The sequence below is a fragment of the Pacificispira spongiicola genome (assembly GCF_012926505.1).
Lineage (GTDB): Bacteria > Pseudomonadota > Alphaproteobacteria > UBA8366 > Aestuariispiraceae > Pacificispira > Pacificispira spongiicola.
Genome location: NZ_JABBNT010000002.1, coordinates 344712 through 362430, shown reverse-complemented (window position 1 = coordinate 362430; position 17719 = coordinate 344712). Strand labels below are relative to the sequence as shown.

Genomic DNA, 17719 nt, shown 5'->3' with positions numbered 1-17719 from the left:
TATGCGGCTTCACCGCCGCGATCAAGAAGCCGGTTCGCTGGAACTGGTGTCCGGGGGATAAGGCAATGAGCGAGAACCACGAACCCAGCCATCACTATCATCCGTCGCGTCGGACCGTTCTGGCGACGTTGGGACTGGTACCTGCCGCCTTCGCCGCCGGCAGCGCTTGGGCGGTCGAAAACGCGGTGACGATTTCCGAAGAAGGCGGTATGCGCGTGATCCGGTCCAACGGCATTCCGGATCATGCGACCGGTCAGTTCCCGAACCGGCACAATCCGAACCGGATAGCGGCACAGAACTATACTTTCCGCATTGATGCACATCCCCGAAAGACGGGACGCTTCACGCCGCTGGAACACGGCAATTTCGGCGTTGCGATGAACGGTATCCCGTTCGATCCCTTCACGGCGGAGTTTTGGCGACGCAACCGGCAGTCCGGCTGGCGGTACGAGGCCATGACAGGGAAGGTCGATCTGGGGCTCGACAGTAACAACGCGCATGTACAGCCGAATGGCGCCTATCACTATCACGGTCTGCCCGTGGATCTTGTGAAGCGTTGGTCGACGGATCATCATTCTGGGTTGATCGGTTATGCCGCAGACGGATTTCCGATCTATGCGCTGTATGGATTTTCGGGCGGGCGCGTTGGAGACGAAATACGTCCGATGCGCAGCGGCTGGCGACTGAAGCAGGGCAGCCGTCCATCCGGCGGGCCGGGCGGATCTTATGACGGAACCTTTGTCGAAGATTTCGAATTCGTCGACGGCGCGGGCGATCTGGACGCCGCGAATGGTCGGGAAACGCAAACGCCCGAATTTCCGAACGGCATCTATGCCTATTTCCTGACGGACAGCTATCCCTTCATTCCCCGATATTTCGCGGGACGGCCGGACGATACCTTCCGACATGGCCCGCCCGGCGGAGGAATGGGCGGCGGTATGCCAGGAGGAATGCCGGGCGGCCCGCCAAACGGTCCGCCAAATGGTCCTATGGGCGGCGGGCGCCCCGGAATGCCACCCCCTCCGGGTATGCCGCCGCTACCGCGCGGATAGGAACGCCCTAGACCGGCATTGACGAACCCTGCGTCGAGGGCCTAACGAGGATCATCATTCCTTGGGGGCCTCATGTCGCAGGATAGTGTACCGACCTATAGCAGCGATATACCGCTGACAAAGCCGCCATTGGCGGTTGCCAGCATTATTCTATCCATGTCCTTGATCGCGGTCGGCGCGGGGTTGATGGTGGCCTATATCCCGATCAGGCTCGTGGACCGCGGCTTCGACCCGTCGGTGCCCGGCTGGATTTTGACCGCGACATCCGTCGGCGGCTTTTTCGCCTGTATTGGGACGGGCCATATTGTCCGACGTGTCGGTCATGCGCGGGCGTTTATGTCCCTTGTGGCGTTAATGGTTCTGTCCCACTTGGCCATCGCGGCGACGGAGGCCGTGTGGGTATGGCTGGTTGCCCGCATGGGATACGGGTTGTCGATTGCGGGTGTCTTCATCATCGCGCAGAGCTGGCTGAACGACGCCTGTCCGAACAATTGGCGCGGCCGGGTCATGGCCGCCTTCTACATGTCCTATATCCTGTGTATCGGGGTCGGCGGTTTCCTGGTCGGTCAGATCGACCTGACCGGTTCGGAAGCGCCGATCGTGGCGATTGCCTTTGCGACCCTCGCGATCCTGCCAATCGGCATGACGAATTTGCGTGCGCCGCTGCCGCCGGAATCCGTGTCGGTCGCGTTTCGCGCCGTCTGGAAGATTTCGCCCGTCGGCCTGACGGGGCTGCTGGCCGCCGGTGGCCTGACCATGATGGTACAAGGCTTCGCCCCGCTATACGCCAAATCGGAAGGCTATACGCAAAGTGAGATCGGCTTGCTGCTGTTCCTGATGCAGTTCGGCATGATTTTCGTACAAATGCCGCTCGGCGCCCTGTCGGACCGAATCGACCGCCGTATTGTCCTTGTATTGACCAGCGCGCTGGTCGCCATTTTTGCTGCGATCGCGACGCAGAGCAGCGGCATCGGCTTGTGGCCGCTCATTGTCTTGTTCGGTCTGTGGGCCGGGGCGGGGGAAACGGTTTATGCCGTGTCGAATGCCCACGCGAACGACCGGGCGGATCCGCAATATTACGTATCCCTGTCGATGACGATGCTGTTCGCCTGGTCCGTTTCCGCCGTGGTCATGCCGGGGATCGCATCGGCCCTGACACAGGTCATCGGCGTGACGGCCTATATGTATGTGGCGCTGGTCATCGCGGTGATCTACGGCCTGTTCGTGCTGTATCGCATGACGCGGCGGGAGGCCGTGGTGCAGGACGACCAGGAAGCTTACGAACCGTTGGCCGGACAGGCGGCCTATTCGCCGGAACTGCTGGTTCCGGCGTCGGCGGACGACGTCGATCAAAAGGAATTTTGATCTGGTGAGTCGGCAATACGATTAGGCGCGCAATCCCGGCTGCGCGGTGAAGGCGGCGGCTTCTTCCAGCACGCCCCCGGCACGGAACAGGGTGCCTTCGTCGAACGGACGGCCCAGAAGCTGCAGCCCCAGCGGCAGGCCCTTGGAATCCAGACCGGCGGGGACGCTGATCCCCGGCAGTCCGGCAAGGTTGGCCGTGACCGTGAAGACGTCGTTCAGATACATCTGGAGCGGATCGTCCTGCTTCTCGTCAACGCCGAACGCCGCCGTCGGCGTCGCGGGGGTCAGCAGCAGGTCGCAGCTGTTCCAGGCGGATCGGAAGTCCTCGGCAATCCGTGCGCGAACCTTCTGCGCCTTCAGGTAATAGGCATCGTAATATCCGGCGGACAGGACATAGGTGCCGATCAGGACGCGGCGCTGTACCTCGTCCCCGAAGCCTTCGCCACGGGTGTTCGCATACATCTCGTCCAGGGTCTTGCCCGGCACGCGCAGGCCATAACGTACGCCGTCATACCGCGCGAGGTTCGACGAGGCTTCCGCCGGGGCGACGATGTAATAGGCGGGCAGGGCGTATTTCGCATGCGGTAAGCTGACATCGACGATTTCCGCCCCGGCATCCTTCAGCCAGGTGATCCCCTGTTGCCACAGGGCGTCGATTTCCGGCGACAGACCTTCCAGACGATATTCCTTCGGAATGCCGATGCGCAGGCCCTTGATGTCGCCGGTCAGGGACGCCTCGAAATTCGGGACCTCGATCTTGGCGCTGGTCGAATCCTTCGGGTCATGCCCGGCCATGGCCCGCAGCATGATTGCCGCATCGCGCACGGTGCGGGTGAAGGGCCCGGCCTGATCCAGGGAACTGGCGAAGGCGACGATGCCCCATCGGCTGCACCGGCCATAGGTCGGCTTGAATCCGACCGTGGCGGTCAGGGCGGCAGGCTGACGGATCGATCCGCCGGTATCGGTGCCCAGCGCGGCCAATGCGGACCGCGCGGCCACCGCCGCCGCCGACCCGCCGGACGATCCGCCGGGCACCAGATGACGCGACGGGGCTGTCTTGTCCTGCCACGGGTTGCGGACCGGACCGTAATAGCTGGTCGTGTTGGACGATCCCATGGCGAATTCGTCCAGGTTGGTCTTGCCCAGCAGAACCGCGCCTTCCCGCCACAGATTGGACGTGACGGTGGATTCGTAGGGCGGCTTGAATCCGTCCAGAATATGCGAGGCGGCGGTCGTCAGGACGCCTTCCGTGCAATACAGATCCTTCACCGCAATGGGCAGGCCTTCCAGAGTCCCGGCATCACCGGCGGCGAGGCGTTTGTCGCTGGCTTCCGCCATGGTCAGCGCCTTGTCCGGCGTTTCGGTGATATAGGCGTTGAGTTCCCGGCTGCGCTCCATCGCGCCCAGATAGGCGCGGGTCAGTTCGACGGCGGTGAAATCCTTGGAACGTAGCCCGTCACGGGCCTCGCTCAGGGAAAGGTCGATCAGATCGGTCATCGGATGAAGCCTGTATTAGAGATCAGCAACATTGGAAATCAGCGGCGCCGATTATTCGACGACTTTGGGAACGGTGTAGAAATCGCCCTGCGGGTCCGGCGCATTCGCGACCACGCGGTCGGCATAGCCGCCGTCGGTAATGACATCGTCGCGCCATGCGGCGACCATGTCGGTGGCCGACGCCATGGGACGCACCCCGTCCGTGTCGACTTCGCCCAGTTGTTCGACCCAAGCGACGATTTCGTCCAATTCCATGGCAAGGCTGTCGAGACGATCCTCGGCGACCTTGATACGGGCGAGATGGGCGACCTTTGCGACGGTCTGGCGGTCGATGGTCATGCGCGGGCGGCTCCCCTGGCGAATGCGGTGACGGATTTCTTGGAAATCGGCGCGGAAGCTACCACCCGGCAGGCGGGGCTTCAAGGGCAGGCTTTACGGCAACCATGCTTGCGGGACGCCGGTTTCATGCCTATTCAGGGAGCATGATCTTGGAAAGCGTGTTCGACCTGCCGACCGGCGTGGCCCTGTTGGGGCTCGATCTTGGCGAAAAGACAATCGGTGTCGCCGTCGGCGATCCCGGCGGGCAGATCGCGTCGCCCCTGGAAACCGTGAAGCGCGCCAAATTTACCAAGGACGCGGAACGGCTGGAAGCCTTGATCGCGGAACGCCGGATCGGCGGCATCGTTCTGGGCTTGCCGGTCAATATGGACGGTAGCGAGGGACCGCGTTGTCAATCGACGCGCCAATTTGCGCGCAATCTGATTTCCCTGCGGAACTGGACGCTTCCTATCGCCTTTTGGGACGAACGCCTGTCGACCACGGCGGTGGAACGGGTGTTGATCGATCAGGCGGATATGACGCGGGCGCGGCGCGGCGATGTCGTGGACAAGATGGCCGCCGCCTTCATCCTGCAAGGCGCAATGGATGCGCGGCGTCTCAGGCCAACGCCCGCCTGAAGGTTTCGGGGTCGACATTGCCGCCGGAAATCACCGCGACGATGGCGCCGTCGCCGGGCGGCAAGTCCCCTGACAGGGCCGCCGCCAGGGACGTCGCCCCACCGGGTTCGGCCACCAGCTTCAAATCCAGGAAGGCCGTCTTCATGGCGGCAAGTGCCTGTTCGTCGCTGACCGGCACGATGCCTTTCAGAAGCCTGCTGTTGATCGCCCAGGTCAGGACGCCCGGCTGCGGTGTCAGGATGGAATCGCAGATCGACCGCGCCGATGGATTGACGGTTTCACGGTTGCCGGACTCCAGGGACCGGCGGGTGTCGTCGAAATCCTCGGGTTCCGCGCCGAAGACCGCGATTTCCGGCTTGGTACCGGACAGGGCAAGCGCCGTCCCGGAAATCAGGCCGCCGCCGCCGCAGGGCGTGATGACGATATCCGCCGCCGCACCGATTTCGTCCAACTGCGCGGCGATTTCCAAACCGATAGTGCCTTGACCGGCAATGACGAAGGGATCGTCATAGGGACGGATCAGCGTCGCACCCCGGTCTTCGGCGATGCGGGTGCCAATTTCTTCTCGGTTTTCGGTGAAGCGGTCATAGGTGACGACCGTCGCCCCCCAGGCTTCCGTATTCGCCTTTTTGATCGCGGGCGCGTCGGACGGCATGATGATCGTCGCGTCGATCCCGCGCTGACGCGCCGCCGCCGCCACGCCCTGCGCGTGATTGCCGCTGGAAAAGGCGACGACACCGCCCGCCAGTTCATCGTCTTTCAGGGCGCGGATCCGGTTGCTCGCCCCCCGGAACTTGAAGGACCCGGTGGTTTGCAGGCATTCCGGTTTGATCAGGATGCGCCGTCCGATCCGGTCGTTCAGCAGGGGCGATTCCAGCAGCGGCGTGCGGATCGTGATGCCGTGCAGGCGCTGTTGCGCGGCAAGGATATCGTCGAAGACAGGGGCGTCGTCAGGGGAGAGCGGCGAGAAAGGCATCGATGGCTGTCCGGCTTTCTGGTTCGTCGAGCGTCGGGGCATGACCCCGGTTCGGGATGGTGGCACGCCGAAGGCCGGGATGACGTTCCGCCATCCTTGCAAAACAGGCGTCGGATAGAAGCTTCGACAATTCGCCGCGTAAGGCAAGCACGGGACGATCCCGCAAGGCGCCGAACAGCCCCCAGAGGTCGAGTCCCCCGGCTTTCCGCAACGGGATTGCGATGGCGGGGTCCCAATCGGGATGAATCCGGCCGTCCGGCGCTGCGCGATAATTGCCTTCCGCCGCCCGCCGCCAGTCGTCTTCCGTCAAGTTCAAGTCGGGCAGGGCGGCTTTCGTCGCGGCGATAGCGCTGTCCCAATCCGCATGGACGGTGCGGTCGGCGATATGATCGACGATCCGGCCCAGCCCGTGCGCCGGCAGGTCGGGGCCGCTGTCGTTCAGGATCGCGCCGGCCACGGCGGTCGGCATGGCGATCGCGACGGCCATCGCCAGGAACCCGCCCAGCGACGTGCCGATGAGATGTACCCGGTGCAGGTTGAGGGCCGTCAGGCAGGCTCGTATATCGTCAAGATAGGTTTGCGGCGTATAGGTCATCGGGTCTTTGGCCCGGTCCGACCCGCCACGCCCCCGATAGTCCAGGGCCAGCACCCGACGGCCATTCGCGGTCAGATGCCGGGCCAGCCGATCGAAATCCCGCGACGTTCGGGTTACGCCGGACAGACACAGGACCGGCAGCATCGCTCCGTTAGCCGTCGGGGCGTAATCGCGCAGGAACAGACTGATCCCGTCGCGCGCCGTGACCCGTTTTTCCGTAATCGTCATACGTCGATCATATCCGCAAGGCCCGTGAGATCGTTTTTGATCGCAACCGGCGTGCCGGGCAGGCGTTCCAGCGGCAGGCCGGACCGGTTGATCCAGACGACACGGAAACCGAAATGCGACGCGGCGGCGGCGTCCCAGCCGTTGGAGGACATGAACAGCACCTCGTCGCGCTTCGTCAGGCCGAACCGATCCATCACCAATTGGTAGACGGATGGGGCGGGTTTGAAAATGCCGACATCTTCTACGGAAAGGACGGCGTCCAATACCCCGCCGACATTGGCGGAGGAGACCGCACCGTTCAGCATATCCGGCGATCCGTTGGACAGGATCGCGGTCGACAATCCCTTTGCCTTCAAACCGGCCAGCATGCCAGGGACCTCCGGATAGGCGGCGAGGGTGAAATACAGGTCCAGAAGGCGCTGGCGTAGGTCCTTGCGATCCGCCAATCCGGTCGCTTCCATCGCATAATCCAGCGCGTCCTGGGTTACCTCCCAGAACGGCTTATAGGCATCGCCCATAAGGCTCAGCAGCCAGGAATAGCCCACCTGCTTGTCCCGCCACAGCATGGATAGGCGGTCGGCCTCCGGTCCGATATCGGCTTTCAGTGCGTTGGCGGCGGAATGGACGTCGAACAGGGTCCCATACGCGTCAAAGACGCAGGCACGGACGCCGGTCAATCCGGTCATGTCGTTTCCTCACTTCACTTGCATTTTGGAAGTGGTATTCGACGTCAACCCGCTTCCGCGGTCAAGGTCACCGGCACCGGTTTCTGCAATTCGCGCTGGCGATAGACGGTCACGTTTTCGAGAACACGCTGCACATAGTTGCGGGTTTCGCTGAACGGGATCTGTTCCATCCAGTCGATCACGCCCTCGAAGTCCATTTTCCGGGGATCGCCGAAACGCTGCACCCATTGGGTGACGCGGTTCGGTCCCGCATTGTATCCGGCAAAGGCCATCGGCAGCATGCCGTCGAACTTCACAAGCAGGTCTTTCAAATAGGCGGAGCCGAGACGGACATTGTAATCCATATTCGCCGTCAGATCGTTCTTGCGGTAGTGGATCTTCTCCCAGCCCGAAACGGTGCGGGCCGTGGCCGGCATCAATTGCATCAGGCCACGCGCTCCGGCATGGCTGACCGCGCCGATATCGAAGCCGCTTTCCTGGCGGATCAGGCCATGAACGATGCTCAAATCGCCCAACTTGCTGTCCCGGAAAGGCAGGACCGGGTATCCGGCCAGTGTTACGACGTCGGTCTTGATCGCCTGACGCGACGTATGAACCGCGAGGTCCAGCCGTCCGATCGCCGACGCCAGTTCCGCCGTCAGTGCCAGATGCGCCGGAGAGGTATAGGTATCCGCAAGATGCCGGACGAAGGTTCGGACCGTATCTTCCGCACCGATTTCGGCCAGCATTCGGATCAGCATCGTCATTTCGGACCGGTCGAAGGCCTGCCGTTCGGCAAGCGTGATCTGTGGGTCTTGAATCGGCGGCAGCAGCGACGCATTCGGCAGCTTCATCGCGGCAACCTGGCCATAGAAGCTCGTGTTATGGCGCGCGGCGACCGTATACCATTGCAGCGCGATCTGCTGCTGTCCGGCGGCTTCCGCCGCGCGGCCCGCCCAATACGCGGCGCGAGACCGGCTGACCGGATAACCGACGCCGTTATACATATCGCGGAAATGCGGGAAGGCCTTTTCCGGGTCCTTCAGGAAGCGCAGGGCGACCCAACCGGCGAACCATTCGGCCTCCGCGAAGCCAGCGCCATCCGGGACGCGGTGGTCGGCGGCGATGGCATAGGCGCGCTTCGCATCCCCGGATTGCAGAAGGTTGCGAGCAAGGATGGACCGTTCGTCCCACCATTTGTCGGGGTGGGAAATCTGCATCTCCGGCCAGGCGAGAAGTTCGATCGCGCCGTCGTCAAAGCCTTTACGGCGTCGCCAGCGCATGCGTTCGAAGACGAGGCCGGGGTCGTTTTCCAGATCGGGCGGGACGGCGGCGATGGCCGCATCCACGCCGCCGGATTGACGCGCCAACCGGATGCGGGCCTCCCCCAGACGGCGATATGCGTCGGGCACGCGCCGGGCCTGACGGTCGGCGGCGGTATATTTTCCTTCCCAGATCAGCCGATCCAGTCGGTAGACCTCATCGGACATCGGGACGAGCGTCCGGTATTTACGGCGGAATTCGTATTCTTCCCCACTGGTCATGTCGGTTTCTCGCCAGGCGTGAACGGCCTGACGTTGCAGCGCGTCCGACATGCCTGCGCGTTCCAAGGCCCGGGCATAGAGCAGGAAACCGGCGCCCGTCTGCGGCGGGTTGCTTCGGAACCAGATCAGGATCGTTTCATCCGGCAGGGCGTCGCTCATCTGCTGTTCGGCGCGCAGCTTCAAACGGTCGAGCCGCGGCCAGGACGGATTGTCCCGGATGAAGCGGACGATTTCCTCAAACCCGGCGTTTGAATCGCTGGACTGGAGATGGAGCCACTGAATCGCCTTAGCGGGCAGCTTTTCCGTGGCGGTCGCGGCGCGGCTCAAGGCCTGCTGCCAACGGCCCGCGTCCAGGGATCTGAAAGCAGTCTGATAGGTCTTCAGGTCATTGGCGGAAAGCGTGCTGGACGCGCGGGTGCTTGCCACCTGCGTTTCCGCCCAAGCTGACGGGATCGGCGAGAGCGATGACGGCAAAACCGGGGCCACGGTTACCAGGAAGCCGACGGCCAGAAGAGAGGCCGCTGTCGGCATTGGGGGAACGAATCCACATTTGCGCAGCCACGGCATGGCAGCTAAAGCTCCGTCCACGCATATCAGTTCTAAACAGGGTGCGGGCCAGTCCGCAAATGCCGTTCCAACCGACGGCATTATTCCCTTTCGGACCAGAGTATCGTCCGCTTCGCGCATTCGCGCAACAGGGGCGAGACACTCTGTCTCTCTGACGTCGCGACAGTCTTGTTGCAAGGGGCGCGCTTATGCTAACACCGCCCCCTTGCCGAAAGCGGTCGGACAGGGGTTCGCCCGCGCAGCAGAAAACCGAAGACGGATGTGGAGTATCTGGAAATGCCAGCGATGTTTCGCGGATCGATGACGGCGCTGATCACGCCGATGCACGAAGACGGTTCTGTGGACGAAGCCGGTTTCCAGAAATTCGTGCAGTGGCAGATCGACGAGGGGACCGACGGGGTCATCCCGATGGGCACGACGGGCGAGTCCCCGACCGTGTCCCATGCGGAGCATGAGCGCGTCGTGGACCTGTGCATCGAGGTCGCCAAGGGCAAGGTGCCGGTGATCGCGGGGACCGGTTCGAACAACACGGCGGAGGCGATCAGCCTGACCCGTCATGCGAAGGATGCGGGCGCGGATGCCGCGTTGGTCGTGACGCCCTATTACAACAAGCCGACTCAGGACGGTCTTTACGCGCATTTCGCGGCTATCGCGAAGGCGGTTGATATCCCGATTGTGATTTACAACATTCCGGGGCGCAGCATCATCGACATGTCGGTCGCGACCATGGCGCGCTTGGCGAAGGATTTCGACAATATCGTCGGCGTGAAGGATGCGACGGCGGACCTCAGCCGTCCGTTGAAGACCCGTGTTGCGATCGGTGAGGATTTCAGCCAGCTGTCCGGTGAGGACGCCACTGTGGCGGCCTTCCTGGCCCAGGGCGGCCATGGCTGCATTTCCGTGTCGTCGAACGTCGCGCCGGGCCTGTGTGCACGGTTGCACGATAGCTGGCAGCAGAAGGATTGGGCGACGTTCGAGGAAGTCCGCGACCGTCTGATGCCGGTCCATGACGCGATGTTCTGCCAGTCCAGCCCGGCGCCCGCGAAATACGGCGCGAGTCTGCTGGGCCTGTCGTCGGAAACCGTGCGCCTGCCCCTGGTCTCTGCTACGGCTGAAACCAAGGCTCAGGTCCGCGCGGCAATGGAAAGCGCCGGTCTCGTCTGATCCGACGATAAGGCGCGAACGGTGAAAAGGTCATGGCAAAGGATAAGAAAAAGAAGCCGCTGCTGAGCACGGGCACCGTCGCCGTGAACCGCCGCGCGCGCCATGACTATGCTATCGAGGAAGAGTTCGAAGCCGGGATCGTCCTGACCGGGACGGAAGTCAAGTCGCTGCGCCTGGGAACGGTCAACCTGTCCGACGCCTATGCCGCGCCGAAGGGCAATTCCGTCTTCCTGCACAATCTGTATATCGGCGAATATCCGAACGCGCCGGGCAAGTTCCAGCACGAACCGAAACGGATCAGGACCCTGCTCCTGCATAAGCGGGAGGTCGACCGGCTTCTCGGCGCAGTGCAGAAGGACGGGTTGACGCTGGTGCCGATGCGTCTGTTCTTTAACGACCGGGGAATCGCGAAACTGATCATCGGTCTGGGTCGCGGGAAAAAGACCTTCGACAAACGCCAGGATATCAAGCAGCGTGATTGGGATCGTCGGAAAGCAGCGATCCTGCGCCGCGAGGGGTAAATAAAGCCGCAACAAGAGGAAGACGGCGATGGGGGGGATAGTGTTGTGCCTGGTGGCCGCCGCGCTGCTGGGCATTCAAATGCCGCTGGCCAAACTGGCCTTCGAGGCCGGTTCCGATACAATCTCCTTTTCCTTGTTCCGGTCCGTCATGGCGGTTCCGGTCTGCTTCGGACTGGCGGCGATGCAGCGCTATCCCCTGGGGATCGCCAAACCGGCGCGCTGGGGGCTGCTCGGCATCGCGTTGGGCACGGCCGGGTTGGGCTTCGGGTATCTGGGGGGCGTCGAACGCATTCCGGCAAGTCTCGCCGCCCTGATCTTCTACACGTATCCGCTGTTGGTGCTCATCGTCGGGGCTGTGCAGGCGCGCGCCATCCCGGGGCCGAAACGGATCGTGGCGTTTATTCTGGCTTTTGTCGGGCTGGCGGCGGTGTTCGGCCCGAATTTCGGTGGGATCGATCCGCTGGGCGTCGGCCTGTGCATATTCGCGGCGGTCTGTGCGACCGTCTATTTCCTGTGTGTCCCGGCGGCCAGCCGCTACATGCCCGGATTGACGCTCATGGCCTGGACGAATGTCGGGGTGGCGCTGTTATTCATTCCCGCGCTGCCCGCCAACGGGTTCAACTTGCCGCAAACCGGGGAGGGGATGGCCTTCTTCATCACGGCGGGCACATTTTATGCGGTCGGCATGACCTGCGCCTTTTACGGTATCGCGAAATGCGGTTCCGAGACATCCGCCATGCTGTTCAATTTCGAACCCTTGTCGGTCTTGGTCGTGTCGGCGGCTTTGTTGGGGGAAATCCTGACCATGGGCCAGTATGCGGGCGGTGTTTGCGTTTTGATCGCCCTGATTTTGGTCAGCCAGCGCGCGGCGCCCAAACCCCCGCTTCCACCGACATCCGACGTCTGAATTTGGGGTTAGACAGGCTTTCCGGCGGCGTTCAGCGTATAGAGCCGCGTTTCGGATTTCTTCGCGGCGGATTTCGCCTTTGCGAACAGCCCCATCAATGTATCCGCATCCGGCCGGTTTTCGCCGGGCGAAATGGCGATTTGTCCGGCGCAGCAGGACAGCAGCGGGAATTTCCGTACCTGACCGTGGCGGTCGCGGGTTTCGATGCCGCCTGCCGCGCGGTCTTCCGGGGAATAAAGTAGGCTGGCGTCGCGTTCGAACTCGTCCAACATGCTGCGGACGGTCTCTTCGACTAGATCGCGCGGGATGCCGCGGAAGCCGACGAAGAAGTCGTCACCGCCGACATGGCCCAGAAAGGCGGGCAGGCCGAAGCTACGACGTTTCATGACATCGGCAAACAGGGTGATCGCCCGGTCCCCCTGACGAAACCCGTAGACGTCGTTGAACGGTTTGAAATCGTTGAAATCGAAATAGACGAAGTCGTAGCCGTTGGCGATATCCGCCAGACTGTGCGCGACATAGTCCGAAATGGAATTGTTGCCCGGCAAATTGCTCAACGGGTTCTGATCCTTGGCGACACGCAGATTCTTGTCGTTGATGATACGCAGCAGGGCTTCGGCCGTCAGGAAACCGACATAGCGGGAATCCTTGGTGATCAGGATGCCGTCGCCGCGTTCGGATACGGAATACATCTCCAACACCCGTTCGATTTCCGTATTGATGTCGGCGATGGGGCAGCGGATGACGAAGTCCTTCAGGGATCGGCCATAAGCCTTGTTCTGCAACAGGTCGCGGCCGTATTGCAGATAGATGAATTCCTTCATGTCCAATTCGCGCAGCAGCCCCGCCGGCGACCCGTCTTCATGCAGGATGGGGAATAGATGTTGGGATTTGTTTGCGCGGAACGTTTCGAACACCGTGGTCAGGTCGGCCCCGATCGGCATGGTGCGCAGTGCTTCGATATGCTCGCTGATCAGCGGTTCGTCGGTTTCATTCTTGCGGCGTTCTCGCGCCAGCGCATTGGGAATGGCGTCATAGACCTCGCGTAGTTCCCCCGGGTCTGCGGTCGGATGGGCGACGAAATAGCCTTGCAGCAGGTCGCAACCGATATCGCGGCAGGCCAGGAAGTCGCGTTCGCGCTCAACCCCCTTCGCGACGACGACCGTGCCCAGGACATGGGCCAGATCGACGATGGCGGACATGAACTGCCGTTTCTTCGAATCGTCGGCCAGGCCGGACACGAAGAACGGGTCGATCTTGATGAAGTCCGGCGCATGATCGTACAGCGTGCGCAATTCGGAATCGCCACGACCGAAACTGTCGATTGCAAGGCAATGGTTGTTGTCGCGACAGGCATCCAGCGCGGCGACCAGATGGCGCGACGACGTGCCCTCGCGCTTTTGTGAAAATTCAAAGACGACGCGTTCCGCGCCCAGGCCGTGCCGGTCCAGAACACGTATCGCTTGTTCCGCGTCATGGTCGCTGCTGTCCAACAGGCGGCGATCGATGTTGAAGAAGATCTTCGTATTGGCGCAGGCTGGCGCGTTCACGAATTGGGCGATCGCTCGATCGCGCAAGCTCAAGTCCAGGCGGTGCAGGAAACCCGCATTCCAGGCATGGTCGCACAAGGCGTCGACACTGTCGAAACCGATCGCTTCCACATTCGTCAGGAAGGCTTCGAACCCGACGGCGCGGCCCGTATGGATGTTGACCACCGGCTGAAAAGCATAGCTGGCGGATGCCGTTATGGCGTCTAACAGATGTTGTTCGGCGTCCGTTAGCACGGACCCGGAGACGGCGGATAACCCCAAAAGCATTCAGAAACCCGATCGCAAATTGTCGCTGAAGTGCGCCGACGATAGCGAGGTTTCGTTTAAAATCTATGACGGGCAGGGATTATCTCAGGGCGCGGTAGGCCTGTAGCGTCTCGTCGACCTCCGTCGGGCGACCGTCCATCATGTCTGCGAGAACCCGCGCGGAAATGGCCGCCATGGTCAGGCCCAGATGCTGATGGCCGAAATTGAAGAACACCCGGTCGGAATCGGGAGACCGGCACAGATACGGCACGGAATCCGGCGTCGAGGGGCGTCGTCCCATCCAGGTTTCCCGCACCGTGATGTCCAGGCTGGGCAGAAGTACTTTCGCATTCGGGATCATCCGTTCCAGCCGCGCGAAGGACGGCGGCCCGTCCAATCCACCGAACTCCGCCTGGGTCGTCATGCGAATACCGGTTTCCATGGGGGAAACGACAAGGCTGTTTTCGACCCAATAGACCGACCGGTTCAACGACTTTTCCGGCGTTTCGAACATGGCGTGGTAGCCGCGTTCCGCCTCTAGCAGAGGATTGGCGCCCAGTGTCCTTGCAAATTTTTTGGAGAAAGCACCGGCACTCAACACGATTTGGTCCGGTCGGTGTTCGCCCTTGTCGGTCGTCAGGACCGGCATGCCGTCCGGATCGAGGGTCAGGGTCTTGGCGTCTTCCCGGAGGAATTCGGCACCCAGATCTCGGGCGGCCTCAGCCAACCCCTCGACAAGGCGTCTGGGATTACGCACGCATAACCCGTCCGGCTGGAACACACCGTGTTTGAAGATGGGGGCCAGGTTGGGCTCCATCTGCCGGATATCGTCTTCCGTCAGAATGTCGTGCGGAGCCCCGCGCCGTGCCATGAAGGCGATTTCCTTCGCAAACCCTTGGAATCCGGCATCGCTGCTGAAGACCTTCAACCAGCCGACATCGCGCAGCAGCGATTCGCCCGGCGTCCCGCGCGCCAATTCCTTCCAGGCCGGGGCCGCGCGTCCGGTCAGGGCATAGAGCGCGATGGAGTTCGCCTCCGCGCGGCTGGGCATGCTCTCCAGGATGAAGCGCAGGAACCAGGGCAGGGCCTTCACGAATTGCGTCGGGCGGATGGTCAGCGGCCCCGTCGGGTTCAACAGCATGCCCGGAACCTTCAATGGCAATCCCGGCGTGGCCTGCGGTCCTGCGAGGGGCGCGATTGCCCCGGCATTGCCGTGGCTTGCCCCCGATCCGGGGCCGTCCCGATCCAACAGGGTGACGCGATAGCCGCGTCGCGCCAGCGTTAGGGCGGTTGCACAGCCGACAACGCCTGCGCCCAGGACAAGCACATGCCGAGAGGTTTGGAGATCACGTCCTTCAGTCATATTGCCGTCCGGGTTCGCTCGTGTAAGGTCGGGACGGTAGCAGAGAAAGTCCGCGGCACAAGGTGGAAGTAATGGACACAGGCAGTCACGCACACGGTGAGAATCCGAAGAATGCGACGGTCAAAATTTATGTGAACGGACGCATCCTGCCGCGGCCCGAAGCGGTCGTTTCCGTGTTCGATTCCGGCTTTCTGCTGGGTGACGGCGTCTGGGAAGGGATACGCCTTCACAACGGCAAGCTGGCCTTCATCGACCGGCATCTGGAACGCCTGTATGAAGGCGCGAAGGCGATCGACCTGGACGTGGGCATGACGCCGGACGAATTGCACGAAACGATCCTGCAGACCTGCCGTGCCAACGATATGGACAGCGGCGTGCATATCCGGCTGGTGGTTACGCGCGGCCTGAAGACGACCCCGTATCAGAGCCCGCGCGCCAATATCGGCAAGGCGACGGTCGTCATCATCCCGGAATGGAAGCAACCGAATACGGCGGTGCTGGACACCGGGTTGCGGCTGCATACGGTGCATGTGCATCGCGGCGCGCCGGATGTGCAGGATCCGGGGTGGAACTCTCTTAGCAAGCTGAACTGCATTTCGGCCTGTATCCAGGCGGAAAAGGCGGGGGCGGACGAGGCCTTGATGCTGGACCCGCAGGGCTTTGTCGCAACCTGCAACTCCACGCATTTCTTTATCGTCAGGAAGGGCGAGGTGCTGACATCCTCCGGTCTCTATTGTCTGGCGGGCATTACGCGCGGCAATGTCTTGCGGGTCGCCGCCGAAATGGGCATCCCGGCGCGGGAAACGACATTTCCGCTGACCAAGGTCTATTCGGCGGACGAAGCCTTCGTAACCGGTACATTCGCCGGTCTGATCCCGGTCCGGGACGTGGACGGCAGGACCATCGGCATTGGCGGTCTGGGGCCGATCACCAAGAAATTGCGCCAAGGATACTATGACCTGATCGCGCGGGAATGTCCGCCGTCGGAAATCGCCGTATGACACGGGCAACCCGGATCGCAATGTGGTCGGGACCGCGCAATATCTCGACCGCCATGATGCGCAGTTTCGAAAACCGTCCGGACTGTACCGTCAGCGACGAACCGTTCTACGGCTGTTATTTGAAGCGGACCGGCATCGATCATCCGATGGCGGCGGAAATCATTGCCGATATGGACAGCGATTTTGCCTCCGTCGCGCAGGCGCTGAACGGTCCCGTGCCGGGTGGCGCGCCGGTCTGGTATCAAAAGCACATGAGCCACCATATGTTGCCCGACGATCTGTTGGATTGGACGGACGGAATGGTGAATTGTTTCCTGATCCGAAAGCCGGAAGAAATGGTCGCGTCCTACGCGAAGAAGCGCGCCCGGCCCGTCGCGTCGGATTTCGGCTTCGACCGTCAGGTTGAACTGTTCGAACGCATTCGCGACCGGACGGGCCGTGTACCGCCGGTGATCGACGCGGCGGATGTGCTGCGCGATCCGCGCGGCGTGTTGTCAGCCCTCTGCGCGGCGATTGGCATTTCGTTCGATACGGCGATGCTGTCCTGGCCGACGGGGCGGCGCGACAGTGACGGCATCTGGGCGGCGGTCTGGTATCACGCCGTGGAGGCATCGACGGGATTCCAACCCTATACCCCCAAGGAAATCGATCTGGCGCCCGATCTGGCGGCGGTGGCGGCGGCGTGCCGTCCGGCCTACGATCATATGGCGCGGTACAAATTGACGGTGGAGTAGATAGGCAATGCGACTGGCGCTTCTTCAAACATATCCGGTGACGGGCGTGGATCAGGGGTTTGCGGCCTTGGACCATTGGGCGGCAGAGGCCAAGGCACAGGATGCGGATATCCTGATCACGCCGGAAATGTTCATGTCCGGATATGCGATCGGGGCGGCGGCCGTGCGCGAGGCGGCGGCGGCGATCCACCCGACGGCCCTGACGGAAATAGCCCGGAAGCATGGTCTCGCGCTGGTCGTCGGTCTGCCGGAACGCGATGGCGAGCATATCTACAACGCCGCCTGGCTGATCGACGCGGAAGGTGAAATCAGGTTGCGCTATCGCAAAACGCATCTGTTCGGCGATGTCGACCGGTCGCAGTTCAGTGCCGGGCCGGCCCTCTCCGACGTGGTTGAACTTGGTGGGTTCCTGCTGTCGCTGGGCATCTGCTATGACATCGAATTTCCGGAATTCGCCCGCGATGCGGCGGAGAAGGGGGCGGAGGCGATCCTGGTGCCGACTGCGAATATGGAACCCTTTCGATCCGTCCCGATGCGCCTCGTCCCGGCACGGGCGGAGGAGAACGCGGTCTATGTCGCCTATGCCAATTATATCGGGCCGGAGGCGCAATTCGTCTATTGCGGCCTGTCCTGCCTGTCCGGACCGAACGGCGAAGATGTCGCGCGGGCGGCGCTTGAAGAATGTCTGCTGATCGGCGAGATTTCGCACGATGCGATCGTCGAGACGCGGCGGGTACTGACCCATCTCCCCGATCGACGGACAGACCTTTACTGATCGGGTTCCAGAC

17 protein-coding genes are annotated in these 17719 nt (G+C 62.3%); 9 read left to right on the top strand and 8 right to left on the bottom strand.

Annotated elements, in window-relative coordinates; all coding sequences use genetic code 11:
• Positions 1–65 precede the first annotated feature (65 nt).
• Positions 66–1052: a YHYH protein gene (locus HH303_RS06895; protein WP_169624497.1), complete on the top strand. Its 987-nt coding sequence runs from the start codon at positions 66–68 to the stop codon at positions 1050–1052.
• A gap of 72 nt (positions 1053–1124) precedes the next feature.
• Entirely contained in the window at positions 1125–2417 is a 1293-nt protein-coding gene (locus tag HH303_RS06890; protein ID WP_169624496.1) for an MFS transporter, read from the top strand.
• A gap of 21 nt (positions 2418–2438) precedes the next feature.
• Here HH303_RS06890 and gatA read toward each other — a convergent pair whose 3' ends face one another.
• Both gatA and gatC read right to left on the bottom strand, forming a co-directional pair.
• On the bottom strand, positions 2439–3914 hold the full coding sequence (gene gatA, locus HH303_RS06885; protein ID WP_169624495.1) for an Asp-tRNA(Asn)/Glu-tRNA(Gln) amidotransferase subunit GatA: 1476 nt from the start codon (positions 3912–3914) through the stop codon (positions 2439–2441).
• Between the two features lie 51 nt (positions 3915–3965).
• Complete coding sequence (gene gatC, locus HH303_RS06880; protein WP_169624494.1) at positions 3966–4253, bottom strand: Asp-tRNA(Asn)/Glu-tRNA(Gln) amidotransferase subunit GatC; 288 nt, start codon at positions 4251–4253, stop codon at positions 3966–3968.
• Positions 4254–4396: 143 nt separating this feature from the next.
• On the opposite strand from gatC, the gene ruvX reads away from it, so the two are divergent.
• Entirely contained in the window at positions 4397–4870 is a 474-nt protein-coding gene (gene ruvX / locus HH303_RS06875) for a Holliday junction resolvase RuvX (RefSeq protein WP_169624493.1), read from the top strand.
• On the opposite strand, the gene HH303_RS06870 is transcribed toward ruvX, so the two are convergent.
• From HH303_RS06870 to HH303_RS06855, 4 genes are read right to left on the bottom strand one after another with little or no spacing between them, the layout of a single operon-like run.
• Positions 4851–5846: a threonine ammonia-lyase gene (locus HH303_RS06870; protein WP_169624492.1), complete on the bottom strand. Its 996-nt coding sequence runs from the start codon at positions 5844–5846 to the stop codon at positions 4851–4853. The two genes, ruvX and HH303_RS06870, sit on opposite strands and share 20 nt — an antisense overlap.
• Positions 5821–6669 (bottom strand): alpha/beta fold hydrolase, encoded by an 849-nt coding sequence (locus HH303_RS06865; protein ID WP_169624491.1) that lies wholly within the window; start codon positions 6667–6669, stop codon positions 5821–5823. The genes HH303_RS06870 and HH303_RS06865 overlap by 26 nt, the downstream gene beginning before the upstream one ends.
• Positions 6666–7355, bottom strand: coding sequence for a haloacid dehalogenase type II (locus tag HH303_RS06860; protein WP_169624490.1), 690 nt, complete (start codon positions 7353–7355; stop codon positions 6666–6668). Before HH303_RS06860 ends, HH303_RS06865 begins: the two co-directional genes overlap by 4 nt.
• Before the next feature lie 44 nt (positions 7356–7399).
• Complete coding sequence (locus HH303_RS06855; protein WP_169624489.1) at positions 7400–9409, bottom strand: lytic transglycosylase domain-containing protein; 2010 nt, start codon at positions 9407–9409, stop codon at positions 7400–7402.
• A 321-nt stretch (positions 9410–9730) separates the two neighbouring features.
• On the opposite strand from HH303_RS06855, the gene dapA reads away from it, so the two are divergent.
• The 3 genes from dapA to HH303_RS06840 are packed head-to-tail and all read left to right on the top strand — an operon-like array spanning position 9731 to position 12037.
• Complete coding sequence (gene dapA / locus HH303_RS06850) at positions 9731–10609, top strand: 4-hydroxy-tetrahydrodipicolinate synthase (RefSeq protein ID WP_169625072.1); 879 nt, start codon at positions 9731–9733, stop codon at positions 10607–10609.
• A 32-nt stretch (positions 10610–10641) separates the two neighbouring features.
• Positions 10642–11130, top strand: coding sequence for an SsrA-binding protein SmpB (gene smpB / locus HH303_RS06845; protein ID WP_169624488.1), 489 nt, complete (start codon positions 10642–10644; stop codon positions 11128–11130).
• A 28-nt stretch (positions 11131–11158) separates the two neighbouring features.
• Positions 11159–12037: a DMT family transporter gene (locus HH303_RS06840; RefSeq protein WP_169624487.1), complete on the top strand. Its 879-nt coding sequence runs from the start codon at positions 11159–11161 to the stop codon at positions 12035–12037.
• Positions 12038–12045: 8 nt separating this feature from the next.
• Here the strand turns inward: HH303_RS06840 and HH303_RS06835 are convergent, their stop codons facing one another.
• Both HH303_RS06835 and HH303_RS06830 read right to left on the bottom strand, forming a co-directional pair.
• Positions 12046–13854 carry a GGDEF domain-containing protein gene (locus HH303_RS06835; RefSeq protein ID WP_169624486.1) on the bottom strand — a complete coding sequence of 603 codons (1809 nt, stop codon included), beginning with the start codon at positions 13852–13854 and terminating at the stop codon, positions 12046–12048.
• A gap of 79 nt (positions 13855–13933) precedes the next feature.
• Positions 13934–15196 (bottom strand): NAD(P)/FAD-dependent oxidoreductase, encoded by a 1263-nt coding sequence (locus HH303_RS06830; protein WP_169624485.1) that lies wholly within the window; start codon positions 15194–15196, stop codon positions 13934–13936.
• A 71-nt stretch (positions 15197–15267) separates the two neighbouring features.
• Here HH303_RS06830 and HH303_RS06825 point away from each other — a divergent pair, with 71 nt between their 5' ends.
• From HH303_RS06825 to HH303_RS06815, 3 genes are read left to right on the top strand one after another with little or no spacing between them, the layout of a single operon-like run.
• Complete coding sequence (locus HH303_RS06825) at positions 15268–16197, top strand: aminotransferase class IV (RefSeq protein WP_169624484.1); 930 nt, start codon at positions 15268–15270, stop codon at positions 16195–16197.
• Positions 16194–16931, top strand: a complete 738-nt coding sequence (locus tag HH303_RS06820) for a sulfotransferase-like domain-containing protein (protein ID WP_169624483.1) — start codon at positions 16194–16196, stop codon at positions 16929–16931. The genes HH303_RS06825 and HH303_RS06820 overlap by 4 nt, the downstream gene beginning before the upstream one ends.
• Before the next feature lie 7 nt (positions 16932–16938).
• The gene (locus tag HH303_RS06815) at positions 16939–17706 is read left to right on the top strand and encodes a carbon-nitrogen hydrolase family protein (protein WP_169624482.1); all 768 of its coding nucleotides are present in this window, start codon (positions 16939–16941) and stop codon (positions 17704–17706) included.
• Positions 17707–17719: the final 13 nt, after the last annotated feature.